General features: G+C 71.9%; 19 protein-coding genes and 1 tRNA gene. 11 read left to right on the top strand and 9 right to left on the bottom strand.

The features are described from left to right. Nucleotides 1-176 precede the first annotated feature (176 nt). Nucleotides 177-1445, top strand: a complete 1269-nt coding sequence (locus tag IC607_RS03710; RefSeq protein WP_191785619.1) for a DUF2254 domain-containing protein — start codon at nt 177-179, stop codon at nt 1443-1445. A gap of 42 nt (nt 1446-1487) precedes the next feature. Then, entirely contained in the window at nt 1488-1853 is a 366-nt protein-coding gene (locus IC607_RS03705; protein WP_191785618.1) for a nuclear transport factor 2 family protein, read from the top strand. On the opposite strand, the gene IC607_RS03700 is transcribed toward IC607_RS03705, so the two are convergent. Genes IC607_RS03700 through IC607_RS03690 form a run of 3 tightly spaced genes read right to left on the bottom strand, consistent with a single transcriptional unit; the run spans nt 1854 to nt 5506 of the window. After that, nucleotides 1854-3794 (bottom strand): glycoside hydrolase family 15 protein, encoded by a 1941-nt coding sequence (locus IC607_RS03700; RefSeq protein WP_191785617.1) that lies wholly within the window; start codon nt 3792-3794, stop codon nt 1854-1856. Between the two features lie 39 nt (nt 3795-3833). Continuing rightward, nucleotides 3834-4856, bottom strand: a complete 1023-nt coding sequence (locus IC607_RS03695; RefSeq protein WP_191785616.1) for a hypothetical protein — start codon at nt 4854-4856, stop codon at nt 3834-3836. A 20-nt stretch (nt 4857-4876) separates the two neighbouring features. Continuing rightward, on the bottom strand, nt 4877-5506 hold the full coding sequence (locus tag IC607_RS03690; RefSeq protein ID WP_191785615.1) for a hypothetical protein: 630 nt from the start codon (nt 5504-5506) through the stop codon (nt 4877-4879). A gap of 105 nt (nt 5507-5611) precedes the next feature. Between IC607_RS03690 and IC607_RS03685 the strand changes: the two genes are divergently transcribed. Both IC607_RS03685 and IC607_RS03680 read left to right on the top strand, forming a co-directional pair. Continuing rightward, entirely contained in the window at nt 5612-7132 is a 1521-nt protein-coding gene (locus IC607_RS03685) for an alpha-N-arabinofuranosidase (protein ID WP_370525985.1), read from the top strand. Nucleotides 7133-7259: 127 nt separating this feature from the next. After that, nucleotides 7260-7997 carry an ATP-binding protein gene (locus IC607_RS03680; RefSeq protein WP_191785613.1) on the top strand — a complete coding sequence of 246 codons (738 nt, stop codon included), beginning with the start codon at nt 7260-7262 and terminating at the stop codon, nt 7995-7997. A 60-nt stretch (nt 7998-8057) separates the two neighbouring features. On the opposite strand, the gene IC607_RS03675 is transcribed toward IC607_RS03680, so the two are convergent. Next, nucleotides 8058-8128 (bottom strand) — tRNA-Gly (locus tag IC607_RS03675). Between the two features lie 136 nt (nt 8129-8264). Here IC607_RS03675 and IC607_RS03670 point away from each other — a divergent pair. Beyond that, a complete protein-coding gene (locus tag IC607_RS03670) occupies nt 8265-8870 on the top strand; it encodes a GNAT family N-acetyltransferase (RefSeq protein WP_191785612.1) in 606 nt (201 codons plus the stop codon). On the opposite strand, the gene IC607_RS03665 is transcribed toward IC607_RS03670, so the two are convergent. The 4 genes from IC607_RS03665 to IC607_RS03650 all read right to left on the bottom strand — a co-directional run bounded on the left by IC607_RS03665 (nt 8871) and on the right by IC607_RS03650 (nt 13994). After that, nucleotides 8871-9728 (bottom strand): hypothetical protein, encoded by an 858-nt coding sequence (locus tag IC607_RS03665; protein ID WP_191785611.1) that lies wholly within the window; start codon nt 9726-9728, stop codon nt 8871-8873. It lies immediately after the preceding gene. A gap of 93 nt (nt 9729-9821) precedes the next feature. Next, entirely contained in the window at nt 9822-10925 is a 1104-nt protein-coding gene (locus IC607_RS03660) for an aldose 1-epimerase (RefSeq protein ID WP_370525984.1), read from the bottom strand. Between the two features lie 2 nt (nt 10926-10927). Continuing rightward, the gene (locus IC607_RS03655; RefSeq protein WP_191785610.1) at nt 10928-13378 is read right to left on the bottom strand and encodes a GH36-type glycosyl hydrolase domain-containing protein; all 2451 of its coding nucleotides are present in this window, start codon (nt 13376-13378) and stop codon (nt 10928-10930) included. Nucleotides 13379-13538: 160 nt separating this feature from the next. Then, a complete protein-coding gene (locus tag IC607_RS03650; RefSeq protein ID WP_191785609.1) occupies nt 13539-13994 on the bottom strand; it encodes a DUF6069 family protein in 456 nt (151 codons plus the stop codon). A 256-nt stretch (nt 13995-14250) separates the two neighbouring features. Between IC607_RS03650 and IC607_RS03645 the strand changes: the two genes are divergently transcribed. From IC607_RS03645 to IC607_RS03620, 6 genes are all read left to right on the top strand, one after another. Then, entirely contained in the window at nt 14251-15498 is a 1248-nt protein-coding gene (locus IC607_RS03645) for a sensor histidine kinase (protein WP_191785608.1), read from the top strand. After that, on the top strand, nt 15495-16157 hold the full coding sequence (locus IC607_RS03640) for a response regulator transcription factor (RefSeq protein WP_191785607.1): 663 nt from the start codon (nt 15495-15497) through the stop codon (nt 16155-16157). The genes IC607_RS03645 and IC607_RS03640 overlap by 4 nt, the downstream gene beginning before the upstream one ends. Nucleotides 16158-16176: 19 nt before the next feature. Next, nucleotides 16177-16752 (top strand): dCTP deaminase, encoded by a 576-nt coding sequence (dcd, locus tag IC607_RS03635; protein WP_191785606.1) that lies wholly within the window; start codon nt 16177-16179, stop codon nt 16750-16752. Nucleotide 16753: 1 nt separating this feature from the next. After that, on the top strand, nt 16754-17884 hold the full coding sequence (locus tag IC607_RS03630) for a hypothetical protein (RefSeq protein ID WP_191785605.1): 1131 nt from the start codon (nt 16754-16756) through the stop codon (nt 17882-17884). A 96-nt stretch (nt 17885-17980) separates the two neighbouring features. Further along, nucleotides 17981-18517 (top strand): hypothetical protein, encoded by a 537-nt coding sequence (locus IC607_RS03625; RefSeq protein WP_225224310.1) that lies wholly within the window; start codon nt 17981-17983, stop codon nt 18515-18517. Next, nucleotides 18514-19131, top strand: coding sequence for a hypothetical protein (locus IC607_RS03620; RefSeq protein WP_191785604.1), 618 nt, complete (start codon nt 18514-18516; stop codon nt 19129-19131). Before IC607_RS03625 ends, IC607_RS03620 begins: the two co-directional genes overlap by 4 nt. A gap of 5 nt (nt 19132-19136) precedes the next feature. Here the strand turns inward: IC607_RS03620 and IC607_RS03615 are convergent, their stop codons facing one another. After that, nucleotides 19137-21026: an ABC transporter ATP-binding protein gene (locus IC607_RS03615; protein ID WP_225224309.1), complete on the bottom strand. Its 1890-nt coding sequence runs from the start codon at nt 21024-21026 to the stop codon at nt 19137-19139. Nucleotides 21027-21080: the final 54 nt, after the last annotated feature.

Raw genomic sequence — 21080 nt, 5'->3', positions numbered from 1 at the left:
GGGCGGGTTCCGCGCTGGTCGGGCACGCGCACGGGTGCGTCACGTCACCCGGTCGCGCGCTGCGCGTCATCAGCGCGTCGTCGGCGCGTCGTCGGCGCTGACACGTCCGCGCGGTCAGTACCGTCGGGCCTCAGGGCCGGCGAGGGCGAGGCCCGACGACGACGAGCGAGGCGGGCATGCGCCGGTACGGCGGGCTGCGGGTGCGGCTGTGGTGGGAGCGCGCGTTCTGGGTGATCCCGACGATCGGCGTGCTGGTCGGGATCGTCCTGGCGTCGCTCACGGGGCGTGCGGACGTCCACGTCGACGCGCTCGACGACATCAGCGCGGACTCGGTGAGCTCGATCCTGACCGCCGTCGGCGGCGGCATGGTGACCTTCACCGGCTTCGTGTTCTCGTTCGTCGTGCTGCTGCTGCAGTTCGGCTCGAGCCAGTACTCGCCGCGCACGGTCAGCTACTTCCTGCGCGCACGCAGCACGCAGGTGATCCTGGCCGTCTTCCTCAGCACGGCCACCTTCTCGTTCCTGTCCTTGCTGACCGTCCACGACGGTCCGCGCGCCAAGACGCCGGAGATGACGGTGCTGGTGGGCGTCGCGCTGCTGCTCGCGAGCCTGCTCGCGTTCATCACGCTGCTCCACTCCGTGGGTGCGCGCGTACGCGTCGATGCGGTGCTGGCCCGGCTCGGTCGGGCGGCCCGGGCCGAGCTCGGGCACCGGTGGCGCCAGCGCGAGGAGAACAGCGAGGGCGTGGAGGTCGGGGTCCCGCCGGACGACGACCGACCGTCCGCGCTGGTGCGACACCGAGGCTCGACCGGTCAGGTCGTGGCCGTCGAGCTGCGCCGCCTGATGCGGGTCGCGCGACGCAGCGGCGGTCGGATCGAGCTGCTGGTCCGGGTGGGCGACGCCGTCTCCCGCGGGACTCCCGTCATGCAGGTGCACGGGCCGGTGCCGACGCGCGGGCTGGAGTCGACGATCGTCGTCGACGTCGAGCGCTCGTTGCGCTACGACCCCCTGTACGCCCTGCGCCTGCTGGTCGACGTGGCGCTGCGGGGCCTGTCGCCCGCGGTCAACGATCCGACGACGGCTGTGCGCTCGCTCGACGAGATCGAGGACGTCCTCCGGGAGGCCGCGACCCTGGAGCTGGGGTCGCGCGCGGTGGCGGCCGGATCGGGCGTCGTCGTCATCAGGCGGCCCACCTGGGCCGACGTCGTCGACCTGGCACTGCTCGAGATCGTCATCTACGGCCGGGAGCAGCCGCAGGTCTCCCGCCGCGTCACCGCGATCCTGGACGACCTGACGGCGGACGTCGACGACGCCAAGGCGCCTGCGCTTCGCGCGATCGCCGACCGGATGGACGCGCTCGTGCGGGCCTCGGTGCACGACGACCTCGTCGACGTCTCGCTGACCGCCGACCGCCAGGGACTGGGCGGCACGCGCCGCGAGGGCTGAGACCGGTTGCGCGTCCGCGGCACCGGGAGCACGCTCGGGAGGATGGATGCCGACGCTGTCGTGACCGCCTGGGTCACCGACTACGAGCGCGTGTGGCGCGAGGACGACGGCCTCGACCGCCTGTTCACCGACGACGTGCGGTACTGGCGCTCGCCGTACGAGGAGCCGCTGGACCTCGCCGCGGTGCGAGCGTGGTGGCCTGACCCCGCGCCGTTCACGTGGACGTGGGAGCTGGTGGCGGTGCAGTGGCCGACGGCGGTCGTGCGCGCCGAGGTGCACTACACCGACGACCCGCCGCGCGAGTACCGCGACCTGTGGGTCCTGCACTTCGCCGACGACGGGCGTGTGGACCGCTTCGAGGAGTGGCCGTTCAGCCCGGGCCAGCCGTACACGCAGGACCCGGACTGATCACCCGCCGCGGTTCGGCGGCTCGAAGTGGACGCCGTCGTGGCCCAGGTTCTCCTCGGCGCGGATCACGTGCATGGCCGCGTTGATGAGCGCCAGGTGCGTGAACGCCTGCGGGAAGTTGCCCAGGTGCCGGCCGGAGCGCGGCTCGATCTCCTCGGCGTAGAGGTTGAGGGTGCTCGCGAACGACAGCAGCCGCTCGCACAGGGCGCGGCCGCGATCGAGCTCGCCGATCTCCACGAGCGCGGAGACCAGCCAGAACGAGCAGATGGTGAACGTCCCCTCCTCGCCCTCCAGGCCGTCGTCGGTCTCCTCGACCTTGTAACGCAGCACGAGGCCGTCCACCGTGAGCTCGTCGGCGATCGCCAGGACGGTGGCGCGCACGCGCGGGTCGTCGGGCGGCAGGAAGCGCAGCAGCGGGATGAGCAGCAGCGACGCGTCGAGCGCGACGGAGCCGTAGCGCTGCACGAACACGCCGCGCGAGTCGACGCCGTTCGCGCAGATGTCCGCGTGGATCTCGTCGGCCAGCTTGCTCCACTGCTCGGCGAAGTCCGGCTCGTCGTGCATCCGTGCCAGACGCGCCCCCCGGTCCAGCGCCACCCAGCACATGAGCTTGCTGGACACGAAGTGCTGCGGCTCGCCGCGCACCTCCCAGATGCCGCGGTCCGGCTCGTGCCAGTGCTTGATGGCCTCCTCGACCTGTCGCTTGAGCACCGGCCACAGCGCCTCGGGGAGCTGCTCGCGCGACTTGGTGTGCAGATAGACGGAGTCCAGCACGGCACCCCAGACGTCGTGCTGCGCCTGGTCGTACGCGCCGTTGCCGATCCGCACCGGGCTCGCGCCCTCGTAGCCGGTCAGGTTGGTCAGCTCGGTCTCCTCGAGCGTGTCCTCCCCGCCCACGCCGTACATGATCTGCAGGTCCTTGTTGTCGCGGCAGACGTCGTGGATGAACGCGAAGAAGTCGTTCGCCTCCCGGTCCAGGCCCAGCGTGTACAGCCCCCACAGGGCGAACGTCGAGTCGCGGATCCACGCGTAGCGGTAGTCCCAGTTGCGCTCGCCGCCGGGGGTCTCGGGCAGGCTCGTCGTCGCGGCCGCCAGCAGCGCCCCCGTCGGCGCGTACGTCAGACCCTTGAGGGTCAGCGCGCTGCGCTGCAGGTACGTCCGCCACGGGTGGTCCGGGAACACGCCCTGCGTGATCCACTCGCGCCAGAACTCCTGCGTGCGCCACAGCATCTGCGCGGCGTCGTCCCACGTCGACGGCGCGGGTAGCGGTGACCAGGACAGGGCGACGTACGCCTTGTCGCCGTTGACCATCCGGGTCCTGGCCGACGCCGTGCGCCCGTCGATGCCGAGCCGCAAGCTGGACGTGAGCTTGAGGGTGGGACCGCCGACGGCCGGGTCGGGGACGGCCTGGATCGCCTTGTATCCACCGCCGACGTACTCCCAGTGCGCCTCGTCGCGTGCGTAGTTGGGCGCCGGTGCGCACGAGATCTCGAGGTCGACCGTCCCGCTCACGCACGTGACGGTGCGCAGCAGGATGTGCTCCGCGTCGTCGTCGGTGGGTGTCCGGCGATGCGTCGCCGACCGCTCCTCCTCGTTGTGCCACGGGCCCATCACCATGGCGTCGCGCACGACGAGCCAACCCGTCGGCGTCTGCCAGGTCGTCTCCAGGACGAGTGTCCCCGGCAGGTAGCGCCGGGCGCTCGGCACCCGCATCCCATGAGGCCCCACCCGGAACGAACCCGCCCCGCGGTCCAAGATCGCGGCGAAGATGCTCGGCGAGTCAGGCCGGGGGACGCACATCCACTCCACCGCACCGGCGGGGGAGATCAGGCAGTTGGACTCGCAGTCCGACAGGAACGCGTAGCTGGCGATCGGCGGGAAGTTGGAGCGATGCGCCGAGTCCAGGGGGGTGCCGTGCGCGACGGGCGTGTCGAGGGCCATGGCTCAGCCTGGTCCATGACCGCCGTTCCTGTCAGCCCCTCAACCTGCGGCGTTGACGACGGACTGGATCTCGGCGACGGGGACCTCGGTGTCGGTGGTGATGGTCTGGTCGTCGAAGTCGCCGCCGTCGCCGTCGGTGGAGGTCCAGGTCGAGGCCCACCGGGTGGAGGCCGTCAGGGTCCAGGTCGGCTCGGCGTCGTTCGTCGCTGAGGACGCGTTGACGGCCGACGAGCGCGTGAACGTCAGCGTGCACGACGAGTCGGCGCCGGGCTTCCAGGGTGTGCCCGTGCCGTCCTCGCAGGTGGTGGTGCCGGCGCCGTCGGAGTGGATCGTCAGTTCGGTCAGGGTGGAGGTCACGGTCGCGGACAGGCCGGGGATCGATGCGGTGACGGACCGGGAGGTGGCGGTGTCGGTGAGCCACACCCAGGTCTTCATCCCGACGAACGTCGCCCCGTCGCCCTTGCGGGTGGGGTTCCAGTGGATCTCGCCGTTGGTGAGCTTGACGTAGTCGGAGGCGACCTCGGCCAGCACGCGCGGCGGGACGGTGTTGACCACGGGCGGGGTCTCGTCGACCTCGACGTAGGTGGTCTTGTGGGCGGCGTAGAACTTCGTGTAGGTGTCTTCCCACTCCTTGTCGGAGCCGGTGAAGTTGTCGCTGTCGCAGAACGGGTACCACCAGCCGCCCTTGTCGTCGTCGGCGTGGTCTTTGTACCCGGGGTACGGCTTGAACTGGTCCTCGGGTGGCAGGTGGTGGACCAGGTAGGTGTAGTTCCCGCCCGGTCCCCAGGCCGCGGCGTACTCCTGCCCGGTAGCCAAGAACCGGTAGTAGCAGACCGGCGGCTTGTACACCTTGCCCGCCGGGATGGTCACGTCGTGGCCCCCGGTGACGTACGAGCCCTTGACCGTGATCTCGAGCGAGCCCGTGCCGGAGTGGGTGTCGGTGTGGGTGTCGGTGGGAGGGGGAGTGCTGGTGTCGGTGCATCCCGCGACGCAGCTCCCGCCGTCGGCCGTCGCCGGCGTAGCCGGAGTGCCGAGTAGTACCCCACAGCCGAGTGCGCCCACGACGATCACTCGTGCCCGTCTCAGCACGCATCCCCCCAGACGTAGGAGTCCGCCTGCCAGAGGCCCTCGGGTGGCCTGCTCATCGTGACGGCCACCGACAGGTGAGCAGGTGGCGCCTCCGTCGAGCCGTCCTTCTTCGTGATCTGCCAGTCGTCGAAGTCGTGGCACCCGACGATCGTCGCCGACGTGCTGTCGACGTCCTTGACGTCCGTGATCGCGATCCGATTGGTGCCGGCCATCTTGTAGCCGTTCTTCTTGTTCGTGTCGACCTGGGTCTTCACGAGGTCGTAGACCTTCGGCGAGGTGAGCTGTTCGAGCTCGGCGGGGATCTTGCTGGTGGTGGTGGCTTTCCAGAAGTCCGACTCGAACAGCGTGTACGTGTTGAGGGCGTCGATGGCGGGGCCGGTGACGGCGGGCAGGTCGGTGAAGACGATGCCGAGGTCCTTGTCCGTGCGGTCGATGACGCCGTCGGCGGTGACGGCGGTGCTGGCCGGTGTGGGGGACGCCGTCGGCGTCGGGGTGCTCGTCGCGACGGTCGGCGTCGGCGTCGCCGCGGGCGTGGTCACGGGGTCCTGGGGGTCGGAGCTGGTGCATGCGGCGCAGGCCAGCAGCGTGGCGGTGGCCAGGACGGTCGTGATCGTCGTGCGCATGGTGCTCCCTGCAGGTGGTCCGATTCGTCCGCCACGATAAGGGAACGTGCCTACGTCGTGCCCTCCGAGTCCAGGTCGTGGTGAGCACGGGGCAGAATGACTGACGTGCCGACGACGACCGCCGTGATCAACCTGGACCTGCCGGGCCCCACCATCTCCCGCCACGTGTACGGCCACTTCGCCGAGCACCTGGGCCGCTGCATCTACGGCGGCTTCTGGGTGGGCGAGGACTCGGACGTCCCGAACGAGCGGGGTCTGCGCAGCGACGTCGTCGCCGCGCTGCGCGAGCTCGCGATCCCCAACCTGCGCTGGCCGGGCGGGTGCTTCGCCGACGACTACCACTGGCGCGACGGCATCGGGCCGCGCGAGCAGCGACCGCGGATGGTCAATTCGCACTGGGGCGACGTCGTCGAGGACAACGCATTCGGGACGCACGAGTTCATGGACCTGTGCGAGCTCCTGGGCGCCGACGCTTATGTGAGCGCGAACATCGGCTCGGGCAGCGTGCGGGAGATGAGCGACTGGATCGAGTACCTCACGCGCGCCGACGACGCGCCGATGGCCGCCGAGCGTCGGGCCAACGGTCGCGACGAGCCGTGGAAGGTGCCCTTCTGGGGCCTGGGCAACGAAGCGTGGGGGTGCGGCGGCAACCTGCGCGTGGAGCAGTTCGCGTCGCTCGCCCGCCAGTACGCCACGTACACGCGTGACCACGGCGACAACCGCGTCTACCGGATCGCGGCCGGCGCCAACGCCGATGACTACGCGTGGACCGAGACCCTCATGCGCTCGTTCGACGACCTCGCGGCCGACGAGGCGCCGGCGGGCCCGTTCCAGGCCGTCTCCCTGCACTACTACACGATGACGGGCCCGTGGTCGGACAAGGGCGACGCCACCTCGTTCAGCGCCGACGAGTGGTACGTGGCGCTCGCGCGTGCTGCTCGTATGGAGGACCTGCTGCAGCGGCACGGCACGGTCATGGACCGCTACGACCCGCTCCGCAAGGTCGGCCTCGTCGTCGACGAGTGGGGCACGTGGTGGAACGTCGAGCCGGGCACCAACCCCGGCTTCCTGTACCAGCAGAACACCCTGCGCGACGCGCTGGTCGCGACCACCCACTTCGACGCGTTCCACCGGCACGCCGGCCGCGTCGTGATGGCCAACATCGCCCAGACCGTCAACGTCCTGCAGGCGGTGCTGCTCACCGACCCCGACTCCGGCGCGCTGGTGCGCACGCCCACGTTCCACGTGTTCGAGATGAACCGCGGCCACCACGACGCGGCGTCGCTCGACGTGCACCTGCGCGATGTGGGGTCCCGCGAGGTCGACGGTCGCGAGCTGCCGCTCGTGTCCGCGTCGGCATCGGTCCGCGACGACGAGGCTCTCGTCTCGCTGTCGAACCTCGACGCCGACCGGGCCCGCACGCTGGTGCTCGACCTGCGTGGCCGTCGCGTCGTGGGCTTCGCGGCCCGCGTCCTGACGGCTCCTGCGCTGAACGCGCACAACACGCCCGACGAGCCGGCCGCGGTGGCCCCCGCCGCGCACGACGGCGTGCGCGAGCACGAGCGCGGGCTCGAGGTCGACCTGCCCCCGCACTCGTACGTGACCCTGACCCTCACCCTGGCCTGAGTGCCGCTGGCCTGAGTGTCGTCGTCGCGTGCGTGACCGCGTCGGCGGCCCTATCGTCTACCCGACCCCCATGCGTCTGGAGCTGTGCGTGCCGATCACCCCACCGCCGGAGAACGACCCGGTCCCGATGTCTCGACCCCCGGTCGGCTACACGCCGCTCGCGGAGTGGGAGCTCGGCTCGCCCGAGCAGCTCGGTGGCCTGCGCACGCACCTGAACGAGCACCTGGCCGCGCAGGGTTTCGCGTCGGACGCCGTGAAGGCCGACACCCCGAGCAAGATCGTGCTGATCGCCTCGGAGCTGGCCACCAACGCCCTGCGGCACGGCCTGCCGCCCACGATCGTGCGGCTGCACCGGCAGGGGGCCTCGTTCCTGCTCGAGGTGACCGATCACGACCAGGCAGCGGCGCCCCTGTATGCGGGCGAGCGCCGCATCGGTGAGGGCGGCCTCGGCCTGCACCTGGCGCGCGAGCTCTCGTTGGACGTCGGCTGGTACGCGGGGCCTGCCAGCAAGACGGTGTGGGCGACGTTCGACGCGGCCGGCACGCCGACGCAGACCCCGCTCGGCATGCACGGCCCGGTGGGCTCGGCGCAGCGACTCGAGGACGGCACGATCGTGCTGGTCGGAGAGCTCGACGCCGGCCTCACCGAGCAGCTGTTGGAGATGGCTCAGGCCGTGCGGCCGGAGGATGCGCCCGTGGCGATCGACCTGGGCGCGGTCACGTTCATCGACTCGACCGTCGTGCGCTTCCTGTCCCTGGTGTACCGGTTCTCCCACGCACCCGTGGTGCTTCTGGGGGCCTCTGAGCGCACGCGCTTCCTCATCGACGCCATGGGCGTCTCCGACATCGTCGAGCTGCGCGACTGACATGCTCGGGCGGACGGCCGTGGTGACCGCTGGCGGTGACGGGGACTGGTGCTGACTGGGAGCGGGTGACGGGAATCGAACCCGCGCCATCAGCTTGGGAAGCTGAAGTTCTACCATTGAACTACACCCGCACGATCGACCGGCCGGAGCTGCGAGGCCCCCGCCGTCGTCGGCCCGGACAGCATACCCGGCGCCCCGGTCGTGGTGAACTCGCCGTCCGTGGCGCGGTCCGCGCGGTCGGCGCGGACGGTGTGAGAAGGTCCGAAGGTGCCGCTGACGATCCGCCCGTACCACCCGTCCGACCTGGGTGCGATCTACCGCATCTGCCTGCTCACCGGTGAAGCGGGGGGCGACTCGTCGCACCTGTACCGCAACCCCGACCTGCTGGCGCACCTGTACGCGGGCCCGTACCCGGTGGCCGACCCGGGGTCGACGTTCGTCGCCGCCGACGAGCAGGGCGTGGTCGGCTACATCGTCGCCACCGCGGATTCGGCGGAGTTCGAGCGCTGGCGCGAGGAGTACTGGTGGCCGGTCCTGCGGACCCAGTACCCGCCGGTCGACGACCCGGGCGACGGCAGCCAGGACCATGTTCTGATCGCACGTTTCCACGAGACGTGGCCGACGGACGAGCCGTACTTCGCCGAGTTCCCGGCGCACATGCACATCGACCTGCTCCCGCGGGCGCAGGGCCAGGGCCTCGGACGACGGCTCGTCGAGACCCTGGCCGCCGCGCTGCGCGAACGTGGCGTGCCGGGGCTGCACCTGGGGGTGTCCAGCAACAACCCCGGGGCGATCGCCTTCTACGGTCGCGTGGGCTTCCGGCTGATCGAGGAGACGCCGTGGGGACGGATGCTGGGGCTGGGCCTGACCTGATCAGCTGCTGGTGGTGAACGGCGACTTGTCGGTGATCTCGTCCTTGCCGGGCGCCTCGACCTTCACGTCACCGTTCCAGTCGGACGTCGTCATCTCCGTGGACGTGCCGGCCATGTCGAACGTCATCTTGCGCATGAGGTTGTCCGGGCCCACCCAGTACGTGTAGGTCAGCTCGTCGGGCACAGAGGCACCCGCCGCCTTGAGCGTGTCGCCCATGGCCCCGGTGATCTTCGTCGTGTCGACGACGACCTCGTACGGCTGGGCCTCGACGCCATCGAGCGTCACGGGGTCGCCCTTCTTCGTGACGCTCGTGACCGCGCCGTCGATCGCCTTGATGCTCTCGCTCGGGTCCATCTGCGCGCTGAGCTGCTCGAACTGCTGCGCCATCTCGGAGCCGTCGGCCTTCGGGTCGATCTTGACGAACTTGTTCTCGCTCGCGTCGCCCAGGTTCATGTACCAGACGTCGTCGACGTACCGGGCGTCGATATTCTGGCCGCCGACGTCCATCGTCATCGCGACCGCGGGCTTGCCTCCGGTGTTCACGACCGCGCCCTTCGCGTCGCTGACCTCGGAACCGTTCGCGGACATCTTCATGGTGAACGTGTAGGCCTTGGCGTCGCTCTGCGCGGCGGCGACGGTCTTGATGAACGTGTCGGCGGTGAGGTCGTCGCCGGACGTGTCCTCGGTCTCCGGCGTGGCAGCACCCGCGCCCGTGTCCGTGGAGGTGCCCGACGAGGCCGAGGTGGCGCTGCTCGGCTCGGACGCGGAGTCGGAACCGGAGTCGCTGCAGCCCGTCAGGGCCAGGACGGTTGCGGTGGCGAGGCCAGCGGCCAGGGCGATGGGACGGCGAGCACGCATGACGGGACTTCCCCCTGAGGACGGTGACGTGAACGCCTCATCGTGGCACGAAACGCCCACACACCCCCCGCCCGGTCCGGGCGGCGGGACGCGTCAGGAGGTCGTGACCGAGATGGTGAAGGTGGCACGCTGCTCCTGGCCGGGCTCCAGGATCACGACGCCGGTGCCCTCGACACCGGCCTGCTGCAGCGCCAGGCCGCCGTTGACGTGCGTCACCGGCTCGACCGCGAAGTAGCCGCGGCGTCGCGGGACGTAGACGACCAGGTGGCCGTAGGCGTCGTCCGTGCGCAGGTCGACGACGACGTCCGGGTGGTCCACCGCCGGGTACGTGATGCGGGCGGCGGTGCAGCCCTCCGCGTCGAATGTCGCCAGGGCCCCCGTGTCCGCGCCCGACGCGTCGCGCGCCTCGGTCGCGTTCCCGGATGCCTCGACGACGAAGCCCGTCAGGACGTCGTCGACGAACGCCGAGCCCACCGGGCGCGCCACGCGGTAGTCGGCACGCGCCGGGATGGCCGCGGCCGAGCCGGTCGCGATGCCGCGGGCCAGCGGGTAGCCGCTGCCCGCGGGGATCTCCAGCATGGGCTGGGCCTGCGGGTCGCCCGCGCTGCCGACGGGCAGCAGGGCCCGACGGAAGTACGGGTGGTGGCCGAACCCGGCGGGGAACGGCTCGACGTCCGTGTTGCGCAGGACGGTCGTCACGCGCAGCACCGACCCGTCGAGCCGGTACGTCACGGCCGCCCGGAACTGCCAGGGGAAGTTGATGCCCACCTGCTCGGAGCTGACGAGCTCGAGGGTCACCTGGTCCGGGTCGTGCGACGTGATCGTCCACTGTGCGTGCCGCGTGGCCCCGTGGATGGCGGTGCCGTCGGCGCCGGTGCGCTGCAGCTGCCACGTCTGGCCGCCGAACGTCAGCCGGCCCTGGTCGATCCGGTTGGACCACGGCAGCATCAGGAAGCTGGCGCACCGCTCCGGGTTTCCCGTCGCGGTCTGCGGCGTGGGGCGGAGCAGGTCGCGCCACACGCCGTCGGGCGTGCGGATGCGACCTGCTCCCAGCGACGCGCCCGTCCCGGGCAGGACGTCGAGGGACCAGCGGTCGTTGCCGATGGTCACGACGTCCGGCTGGTCGCAGGGCGGGCATCCGTGGGGCACGGATGCCGCCCCGGCGACCTCCCGGGACAGCAGCTCGTCGGTGGACACGGTCAGAGACTCACCTCGACGCGGACGGTCGAGCCCGCGGGGGCGTAGGGCACCTCGTTGCCCTCGATCGGCTCCCCGTCGACGACGAGCGAGCCGCGCGCCCCCCGCGCGCCCGAGTTGGTGACGGTGATCTCGTACGTCGCGCCGCGGGCCACGCGCGTGACCGTGAACGACGGGACGTCGGGACCGATCTGCGGGTCGACGACCAGGCCGTCGAAGCCCGGCCGCACGCCCAGCAGGTGCTGGGAGACGGCGACGAAGTTCCACGCTGCCGTGCCGGTCAGCCAGGAGTTCTTGGCCTCGCCGTGCCGCACGGCCTCCTTGCCCGCGATCATCTGCGCGTACACGTACGGCTCGAGCCGGTGCACCTCGGAGATGTCCTCGCGGTAGGCGGGCGTGATCCGCTTGTAGTAGTCGAACGCCTTGTCACCGCGGCCCAGCACCGTCTCGCCGATGATGACCCAGGGGTTGTTGTGGCAGAAGATGCCGCCGTTCTCCTTGTACCCGGGCGGGTACGTGGAGACCTCGCCGAGCTGCACCTGGTACGTGGTGTACGCCGGGTACTGCAGCACCATGCCGTGGTCGGTGGCGAGCATCTCGCCCACCGAGTCCAGCGCGGCCTCGGCCTCGCCCGACTCCAGGCCGATGCCGGCCATGGTCGCGAAGCCCTGCGGCTCGATCCAGATCTTGCCCTCGGGGTCCGCGTCCGTGCCGACGGGCGTGCCGTAGTAGTCGTACGCGCGCAGGAACCACTTGCCGTCCCAGCCGTCGACCAGCACGGCCTTGCGCATGTCGCCGACGAGGCCCTTCGCGCGCTCCGCGACGTCGTTCAGCCCCCGACGCGCGGCCAGCTCGGCGTACTGCTCGCCGTAGAGGACGAACTGCGCGGCGATGAACACCGACTCCGCAGCGCCGCCGGCCTGGTTCTCCGTCGTCTGGAACGACTCGCCCGGCGTGGTGGAGAAGCAGTTCAGGTTGAGGCAGTCGTTCCAGTCCGCGCGCCCGATGAGCGGCAGGCCGTGGGGACCGCGGTTCTCCACCGTGAACTCGAACGAGCGCGTCAGGTGCTCGAAGAGCGGGACCTCGGAGCCGGGCTCGTTGTCGAACGGCACGGGCTCGTCGAGGATCGAGTAGTCGCCCGTCTCCTTGATGTAGGCCGCGACGCCGGCGATCAGCCACAGCGGGTCGTCGTTGAAGCCGGAGCCGATGTCGTTGTTCCCGCGCTTCGTCAGCGGCTGGTACTGGTGGTACGCCGAGCCGTCGGGGAACTGGGTCGAGGCGATGTCGATGATGCGCTCGCGGGCGCGCTCCGGGATCAGGTGGACGAAGCCCAGCAGGTCCTGGTTGGAGTCGCGGAAGCCCATGCCTCGGCCGATGCCCGTCTCGAAGAACGAGGCCGAGCGCGACATGTTGAACGTGACCATGCACTGGTACTGGTTCCAGACGTTGACCATGCGGTCGAGCTTCTCGTCGTCCGACTTCACCGAGTACGTCGACAGGAGGCCCGTCCAGTGCTGACGCAGCGCGTCGAAGGCCGCGTCGGCCTGCTCGGCCGTCGCGAAGCGGCCCAGCAGCTCGTGCGCCCGACGACGGTTGACGAGCTGGTGGTCGTCGTCCGCCCACTTCTCGTCGTCCGGGTTCTCGATGTACCCGAGCGTGTAGACCAGGTCGCGGGACTCGCCCGGCTCCAGGGTCAGCCTCACCGAGTGCGAGCCGATCGGGTACCAGCCCGACGCGACCGAGTTCGCCGAGACGCCGGCACGTGGCACGGCGGCCTCGCCCAGCCCGTTGTACGCGCCGACGAACGTGTCGCGGTCGGTGTCGAAGCCGTCGGCCGCCGTGTTCACGCCGAACACCGCGTAGTGGTCGCGCCGCTCGCGGTACTCGGTGCGGTGGTAGATGGCCGACCCGTGCGGGCCCTCCTGCTCGATCTCGACCTCGCCGATCGACAGGTTGCGCTGGTAGTTCGTCTGGTCGTCCTGGGCGTTCCACAGGCAGAACTCGACGAACGAGAAGAGGGTGACCGTCTTGGCGGCGTCCGACTCGTTCGTGACGGTCACGCGCTGGACCTCGGCGGTCTCACCGAGCGGGACGAAGAAGAGGGTGTCGACCTTGAGGCCGCCGCGCGAGCCGGTGATGCGGCTGTAACCGAGTCCGTGGCGGGCCTCGAAGTGGTCGAGGTCCGCCTTGACCGGCAGCCAGGACGGGGTCCAGACGTCGCCCTCGTCGTGCACGTACAGGTAGCGCCCGCCCGCGTCCGCCGGGATGTTGTTGTAGCGGTACCGCGTCAGGCGGCGCATCTTGGCGTCGCGGTAGAACGAGTAGCCGCCCGCCTGGTGCGAGATCAGCGAGAAGAACTGCTCGGACCCCAGGTAGTTGATCCACGGGTACGGCGTGTGCGGGGTGGTGACGACGTACTCACGTGCGTCGTCGTCGAAGAACCCGTAGCGCATCGGTGTTGCCCTTCGCGTGCTTGTCAGGATGGCGCGATCGCTCGGGCAGGGTTCGTCAGCGATGCCGGACCCTGGGCGCCGAGGAGGGCGCGGAGATCAGTGGTGTGGGATCGCTCCCACGGTGTCCACGACAGGAGCATAGCCGCCACGTCGAAGCGCGTCACCTCCCGCCCCCGACCCGCCGCACCGCCGCCCGACGCGGATCCAGGCCGACGACGACGACGGCGCCGACCGCGACGTGCATCGCGACCAGGGCACACGTGCTCGCGGTCGTCGTCGCCCCCAAGGGACCGGCGAGCGACACGAGGAGGACGACCGCGCAGGTCAGACGCCATACCCGCACGCGCGGACCGCGCCGCGACCGAGCGAGGCCGGCGCGAACCGGCCAGGCGAGCAGCACGGCCACGACGGCGGTCAGGGCGACGACCGCGGGACCGACCGTCGTGGTCCCGCCGGCTCCCGGGACCGCGAGCGTGGCACCAGCCAGGGGGACGGCGACGCACCACGCGGCGAGCGCTGCTGCGGCGGCCGTCGCAGCGACCGCCCACACGGGGACGGGCCGCGGACTGCGTCCGCTGGTGGCGGGTCCGGTGGGCCTGGTGGGGTGGGTGGACATGGTCGGCTCCGATCGGTGGTCGCCCGTCGTCGGTCGGCGGGGCGTGTCCCATGGCAGCGCCGGTCGGCTCTCGGCCTCGACGGCCGATCGTCTGCACGCGTCACGCCCGACGTCCGGGAGCGGCCCGACGAAGGTCGGGGAGCCGACCGGTGGACGGCCCGCCCGACGACGGCGCGCGTGGGGTCCGACGAGCGATCCGCGACCCCCTCCTTCGGTAGGGCGCGGACGTCGTCGGGGCGTTCCTAGAGTCGTCGGCATGACCTCGTCCTTCGTCCCGTGCCCCCCGGCGCGACCGCCGCTCGCGGTCGCGGTGCCGGCGGGGCTGGCGCTCGCCCTCCTGACCGGCCTCGCCGCATGGGCGCCGGCCGCTCACGGCGCCGACGCGGTGCCGCTCGCGCTCGACGTGGCGGCGGGCGTCGTCGCGCTCGTCGTCCTGCTCATGCTGCCCACGTGGCCCGTGCTGTCCGGGATCCTGCTCGGCCTGCTCGCGGCGGTGAGCCCGGCCGCGACGCCCGCCGCGACGGCCGGGACCCTGGTTGCGGCCCGCTGGTTCCGGTGGCGGACGTCGGTGCTGGTGGCGCTCGCGAGCGTCGTCGGCCACGCCGTCCAAGGGTGGTGGCGCGAGCAAGGGCTGACGTACGGGTGGTGGCTGCTGTGCGACGTTGCGGTGCACGCGGCGCTGCTGGGCTGGGGTGCCTACGGGCGCTCGCGGGCCGCGGCGGTGCGGCTGTGGCGGGAGCGCGCGCGGGCGGCGGAGCGGGAGCAGGCCGCGCGGGTCGAGGAGGCACGTGTGGCCGAGCGGCTGCGCATCGCACGCGAGATGCACGACTCGCTCGCGCACCGGTTGTCCCTGCTGTCCACGACCGCCGGCGCGCTCGAGTACCGCACGGACCTGAGCCCCGAGCAGGTGGCCCGGGCGGCCGGTGTGGTCCGCGAGGCCGCCGCCGGTGCGCTGGCCGACCTGCGCCAGGTCGTCGGCGTGCTGCGCGACGGGCCCGACGACCTGGCGCCCGCACCGACGCCCGCCGACGTCCCTGCGCTCGTCGAGCGGTGGCGGGTGGCCGGCATGGACGTGACCTGCGACCTCGCGCCGCTGACGGCGCTGCCGACCGCCGTCGGGCTGGCCGTCTACCGCGTGATCCAGGAGGGCCTGACCAACGTGCACCGCCACGCCCCGGGCTCCCGCGTGCGCGTGCAGGTCACCCACGACGCCGGCGTCGTGACGGTCGAGGTGCGCGACGAGGCCGCCGCCCGGTCCCGCGCAACCCTGGCCCGCCACCGGCCCTCGCCCGAGACAGACCCTTCCGGGCGAGAGCGACCCTTGCGGACGCCTGTCTCGTCCGGAAGGGTCGATCTCGACGGGGCGGGTGCCGTGGCGGAGCGCGAGGTCGGGGCCGGAGTCGGGCTGGCCGGGTTGAGGGAGCGGGTGGAGCTCGTGGGTGGCGCGCTGGAGGCCGGGTCGTCGGCCGGTGGTTTCACTCTCCGCGCCCGGGTGCCGGCGTGATCCGGGTGCTCGTCGTCGACGACGATGCGCTGGTCCGCGCCGGCCTGACGCTCATGCTCCACGGCGCCGTGGACGGGACCGTCGCCGTGGTGGGAGAGGCGGCCGACGGAGGAGCGGTGGCCGCCGCCCTCGACGCGCACCGCGCCGACGTCGTGCTGATGGACCTGCGCATGCCGGGCGTCGACGGGATCGCCGCGACGCGGGCCGTCCGGGCGCGGCCGGACCCGCCGGCCGTCGTCGTCCTCACCACCTTCGACACGGGCGCCGAGATCGAGGGCGCGCTGCGTGCGGGCGCGGCCGGTTACCTGCTCAAGGACGCACGCCCGGAGCGCATCGTCGCCGCCGTCGTCGCGGCCGCCGCGGGCGAACCCGTGCTGTCCCCGCAGGTGGCCCGACGCCTCATGGACTCGGCGGCCACCGCAGGTGGGGTGCGCGAGCGCGCGCGGGCCGCGCTGGACCGGCTGACGCCGCGCGAGCGGGACGTCGTCGCCGCTGTCGCCCGCGGTGCGACCAACGGTGAGGTGGCCCGCGAGCTGTACCTGTCCGTGCCCACGATCAAGGCCCACGTGTCGAGTGCGCTGCTCAAGCTGGGTCTGGACAACCGCACGCAGCTCGCGCTGCTCGTCCACGATGCCGAGGCGGACTCCGAACCCCGCTGAAGGGCACTACCGTGGGCCCGTGCTGCTCTCCGACCGTGACATCAGGGCCGAGCTCGAGTCGGGCCGCGTGGCCCTCGAGCCGTACGACGCCGCCATGCTCCAGCCGTCGAGCATCGACGTGCGCCTGGACCGGTACTTCCGGCTTTTCGACAACCACAAGTACCCGGTGATCGACCCGGCGGCCGACCAGCCCGAGCTGACCCGCCTGGTCGAGTCCGCGCCCGGCGAGCCGTTCGTGCTGCACCCCGGTGAGTTCGTGCTGGGCTCGACGTACGAGCAGGTCACGCTGCCCGACGACGTCGCGGCGCGGCTCGAGGGCAAGTCGTCGCTCGGCCGGCTGGGTCTGCTGACGCACTCGACGGCCGGCTTCATCGACCCCGGCTTCAGCGGTCACGTGACGCTCGAGCTGTCGAACGTCGCGACCCTGCCGATCCTGCTGTGGCCCGGGATGAAGATCGGGCAGATGTGCTTCTTCCGGCTGTCGTCGGCCGCGGAGAACCCGTACGGCTCGAGCACGTACGGCTCGCGCTACCAGGGCCAGCGCGGCCCCACCGCCTCCCGCTCCTGGCAGAACTTCCACCGCTCGGACGTCTGAGTTGGCTCTTCCTCGCCTGCCCCTCTCGGACCCGCAGCTGCGGGGCCGGCACCTGCTCGCGCTCCCGGACGGGGTCGAGGTCGACGAGGTCGAGACGCTGGCCGCGAGCCGGTTCGCCGCCGCGCGGTGGGAGCCGGCCGGCGACGTGCCGTCGCAGCGCGGTCGTCGGCCCATGACCGCCGCCTTCGGCATCCGCGTCACGCCCGCACCCGCCGCACCCGTGCTGCGGCTGTCCCGTCACTCGACCGTCACCGGCCCGTACGGGGTCACGCCCGACGACCTCGTCGCGCTGGGCCTGCCGTCGTCGACCACCCAGGTCTACGACGTCGCGTGCCCCCGCGAGCGCGGGGAGCGGCCCTGGCCCGGTGGCGACCGGGACGGCCTCAACCGTGCTTTCCCCGACGGGCTGCCCGTGCGCGAGGAGATGCGCGTGGTGCAGTGGCTCGTCGACGCCGCGCGCCGGCTGGGCGGGTCCGTGCGGATCGGCGGCCGGGGGACCGTCCTGGCGCCCGACACCGAGGGTGCGATCGACCTGACGGTCCTGACCGACCACTGGGTCGAGCCGGGCGACGCGCTCGCGATCGTGCAACGGGCCGTGCCGCGCGCGCGCCTGTCCGCCGCACCCGGGACGTGGGGCGGTCCGATGGCGGGTTCCGGTCGGCACTCGGTGAGCGGTCCCGCGGGGATCAGCGAGCCCGGCGGCTCTGGTCTGCGGTCGTCGCTCGAGCTGCACGGCGTGGACGACGACGAGGCGCGGCGCCGGCTCCACGCCGAGGCGGCGGCGTTCGACGAGATGATGATGGCCGCGGCGCAGGAGGCCGCGCAGACCTTCGGGATCCTCGTGGACCTCGGCGTCGACGGGCTCATCTCCGTGGACGTCTCCGAGCCCGACGAGGTGCCGCCGCTGCTGCGTTCCGTGCCGTGGGCGGCGGGCGGCGTGGTCGCGTACCGCGTGCACTGGGAGCCGGTCGTCGTCGACGAGCTGGAGATCGAGCGGCCCACGCTGGAGCACCGTGTCGCCCGACGACGAGCCGCGGGCGTGCTGCACTCCGTCGCGCGCGCCGTCCACGAGGCTGTCGGCGGCGAGATCGCCGACCAGGCCGACTTCCTGGTCAGCCCCGACGACCTCTGAGGCCGTGCGGACGGCCGCGCCCGGCGTGTCGGTCGACCGTGCTAGCGTCCGCTTCGGGCGAAGTTGCCCGGTTTCGACGGACGAGCAGGGGGCGTGGTGAGGAGACGATCGAGCGCGCGCGGCGCAGGGGTCGCGGTGCTGGCGGCGGTCACCGCCGTCGGGCTGGCGGCGAGCCCGGCTGCGGCGGACGAGTACTCGGGCGGCATGCCGAGCACGTCGTTCACGGTGCGGCCGGTGAACGTCAACAGCACGTGGGTCGGGTACCTCGACACGGCCCGGGGGTATTGGAACTCGTCGGGGGCGGGTGCGTCGATCACGCGGACGACGACGTCGGCGAGCACCTACACCGCCGGCCGGTGGACCTACAGCTGGGCCGGCCGGTACACGCCGTACGGGTCCGGGTCGTCCAAGCACTTCACGGTCGAGGTGAACGTGCAGTTCATCGAGGGTCGTGCTGGCTCCAACCTGACGAAGTGGATCCTGTCGACGTCCACGCACGAGCTGGGTCACGGCCTGAAGCTGGCCGACAACCCGTCCACCAGCAAGGCGTCGCTCATGAAGTACGACCGAGACCCGGCCGTCATCTACAAGCCGCAGCCCTACGACGTCAGCGAAGTGGTGAAGTACAAGTGAGGGTGCAGATCAGGGTCGCGGTGCTGGTGCTCGCTCTGGGAGCGGGCTCGTCGCTGGCGGCGTGCGCGTCGCAGCCGTCGGCCGGGTCCTCCGCGGAGCCGCCCGTCGTCACGTCGTACGCCGACTATCCCGCCTACGACACCCCGCAGCAGATCGTCGACGCCGCGGACGTCGTCGCGCGCGTGACCGTCCTCGACACGTCCGTCGTCGACGACAAGCCCGAGGTCTCGACCGACGGCGACCCGCGGACCAACCCCCAGGCCGGGCTCGACGACCCGCAGGACGTGCCGGGCGTCGTCGTGACCATCGCCGACGCGCGGGTCGACGAGGTCGTCAAGGGCGACGTCGCGGTCGGCGACGTCATCCAGGTCGCGCAGCTCGGCGGCCTGTACCGAGGGGTTCGGTACGAGGAGGCCGAGACGACGCCGTTCGACGTCGGCGGCTCCTACGTGCTGCTCATGGCCGACCACGGACCGGGTGTGCCCTACGACCTGCTCCACCCGGTCCAGGCCATGTACACGGTCGACGACGGTTCCGACGACCTGCAGCCCGTCGCGCCGGACAACGACGTGGCCGTCGACTCGGTGAGCGATCTGGACGAGCTGGCGCAGTAGGCGCGTCAGGCGGCGGCCGGCTCGCGGAACTGGGTGCGGTAGAGCTCGGCGTACAGGCCGTCGGCGGCCACGAGCTCGGCATGGGTGCCGGTCTCGGCGACGCGGCCGTCGGCGACGACGACGATCGCGTCCGCCTTGCGCACGGTCGACAGGCGGTGGGCGATCACGAGCGACGTGCGGCCGACGAGCGCCTCGTCGAGCGCGGCCTGCACGGCGGCCTCCGACTCGGAGTCCAGGTGCGCGGTGGCCTCGTCGAGCACGACGACGTCCGGGGCCTTGAGCAGCAGCCGGGCGATGGCCAGGCGCTGGCGCTCGCCGCCGGACAGGCGGTAGCCGCGGTCGCCAACCACGGTGTCGAGCCCCTCGGGCAGCGACTCGACGAGGTGCCAGACGTGGGCCTGGCGCAGCGCGCGCTCGAGGTCGTCGTCGGTCGCCTCGGGGCGGGCCAGGCGCAGGTTCGCCGCGATCGTGTCGTGGAACAGGTGCGCCTCCTGGCTGACCACGCCGACGGTCGCGCGCAGCGACTCCTGCGTGACGTCGCGCAGGTCGGCGCCGGCGATGCGGACCGCGCCGCGCGTGGGGTCGTACATGCGCGTGACCAGCTGGGAGATGGTCGTCTTGCCGGCGCCGGACGGGCCGACGAGCGCGACCATGTGCCCGGCGGGCACGGTGAAGCCGACGTCGCGCAGGGTGTCGGCGACGGGGTCGTGGCGCAGGGTCGCCACCGACTCGAGGGAGGCGAGCGAGACCTCGTCGGCCGCGGGGTAGCGGAACGCGAGACCGTCGAGCTCGACGTCCGCGCCGCGGGTCGCAATGTCCGCGCGCAGGTCGTGGGCGTGCGGGGCGTCGGTCACGGTCGGCTCGAGGTCCAGGACCTCGAGCACCCGCTCGAAGCTGACCAGCGCCGTCATGACGTCGACCTGGACCGTCGACATCGCGGTGAGCGGGCCGTAGAGCCGGCCCAGGTAGGCGGCGAGCGCGACGACGACACCGACCGTGAGCTGGCCACGGATCGCCAGCACGCCGCCGGCGCCGTAGATGATCGCCGTCGCGATCGACGCGAGCGTCGTCAGGCCCACGCGGAACCACGTCGAGTAGAGCGCGCGCGTGACGCCGATGTCGCGGACGCGGGCGGCCTGCTCGGCATACGCGGCCGACTCGCGCGCCGGGTCGGCGAACACCTTGACCAGGTGCGCGCCGGCCACGTTGAACCGCTCGTTCATGATCTGCGCGGCGTCGGCGTTGCGCTCGTAGCTCTCGCGCGTGATCGCGGCGATCTTCTTGCCGAACCAGCGCGCCGGCAGCACGAACGCGGGCAGCAGCACCAGCGACAGCGCGGTGAGCTGCCATGACATCGAGAACATGGCCGCCAGCACGAACACGATGGTCAGCGAGTTGCTGATGACGTTCTGCAGCGTGGACGTGAACGCCTGCTGCGCGCCCAGCACGTCGCCGTTGAGCCGCTGGACGAGGGCGCCGGTCTTGGCGCGGCTGAAGAACGCGAGCGGCATGCGCTGCACGTGGTCGTAGACGGCGGTGCGCAGGTCGTAGATCAGGCCCTCGCCGATGCGCGAGGAGACCCAGCGGTCCGCGACGGACAGGCCCGCGCCGACGATCGCGAGGGCAGCGATGCCCAGCGAGAGCTCGACGACCTCGGCGGTGTCGCCAGTGGCGATGCCGTGATCGATGAGGTTCTTGACCAGCAGCGGGGTCAGGGCGCCGGCCGCGGCCTCGACGGCGATGAGCGCGACGAAGATCGCGAGCTGCCAACGGTAGGGGCGGGCGCAGGACAGGATGCGGCGCAGCGTGCCGCGGCTCAGACGACGGTGGGTGACCGAGTCGTCCTTCATGAAGCCGCGCATGACGGAGCCGTTGCGGGCGAGGGGTGTGGGCATGGGGGCGCCTCCGGGAGGTCGGACGGGCGCGTCGGCGCCGATCGTGAGGTTAAC

The organism is Cellulomonas sp. JH27-2 (assembly GCF_014837175.1).
Classification (GTDB): Bacteria; Actinomycetota; Actinomycetes; order Actinomycetales; family Cellulomonadaceae; genus Cellulomonas.
The sequence above is the reverse complement of the archived record's forward strand: the minus strand, read 5'-3'. Positions and strand labels throughout refer to the sequence as shown.

Excerpts from the sequence above, each read along its gene's own strand:
- IC607_RS03710 (WP_191785619.1), top strand. The coding sequence starts at position 177 with ATGCGCCGGTACGGCGGGCTGCGGGTGCGGCTGTGGTGGGAGCGCGCG.
- IC607_RS03705 (WP_191785618.1), top strand. The coding sequence starts at position 1,488 with ATGGATGCCGACGCTGTCGTGACCGCCTGGGTCACCGACTACGAGCGC.
- IC607_RS03700 (WP_191785617.1), bottom strand. The coding sequence starts at position 3,794 with ATGGCCCTCGACACGCCCGTCGCGCACGGCACCCCCCTGGACTCGGCG.
- IC607_RS03690 (WP_191785615.1), bottom strand. The coding sequence starts at position 5,506 with ATGCGCACGACGATCACGACCGTCCTGGCCACCGCCACGCTGCTGGCC.
- IC607_RS03680 (WP_191785613.1), top strand. The coding sequence starts at position 7,260 with ATGTCTCGACCCCCGGTCGGCTACACGCCGCTCGCGGAGTGGGAGCTC.
- IC607_RS03665 (WP_191785611.1), bottom strand. The coding sequence starts at position 9,728 with ATGCGTGCTCGCCGTCCCATCGCCCTGGCCGCTGGCCTCGCCACCGCA.
- IC607_RS03655 (WP_191785610.1), bottom strand. The coding sequence starts at position 13,378 with ATGCGCTACGGGTTCTTCGACGACGACGCACGTGAGTACGTCGTCACC.
- IC607_RS03650 (WP_191785609.1), bottom strand. The coding sequence starts at position 13,994 with ATGTCCACCCACCCCACCAGGCCCACCGGACCCGCCACCAGCGGACGC.
- IC607_RS03645 (WP_191785608.1), top strand. The coding sequence starts at position 14,251 with ATGACCTCGTCCTTCGTCCCGTGCCCCCCGGCGCGACCGCCGCTCGCG.
- IC607_RS03615 (WP_225224309.1), bottom strand. The coding sequence starts at position 21,026 with ATGCCCACACCCCTCGCCCGCAACGGCTCCGTCATGCGCGGCTTCATG.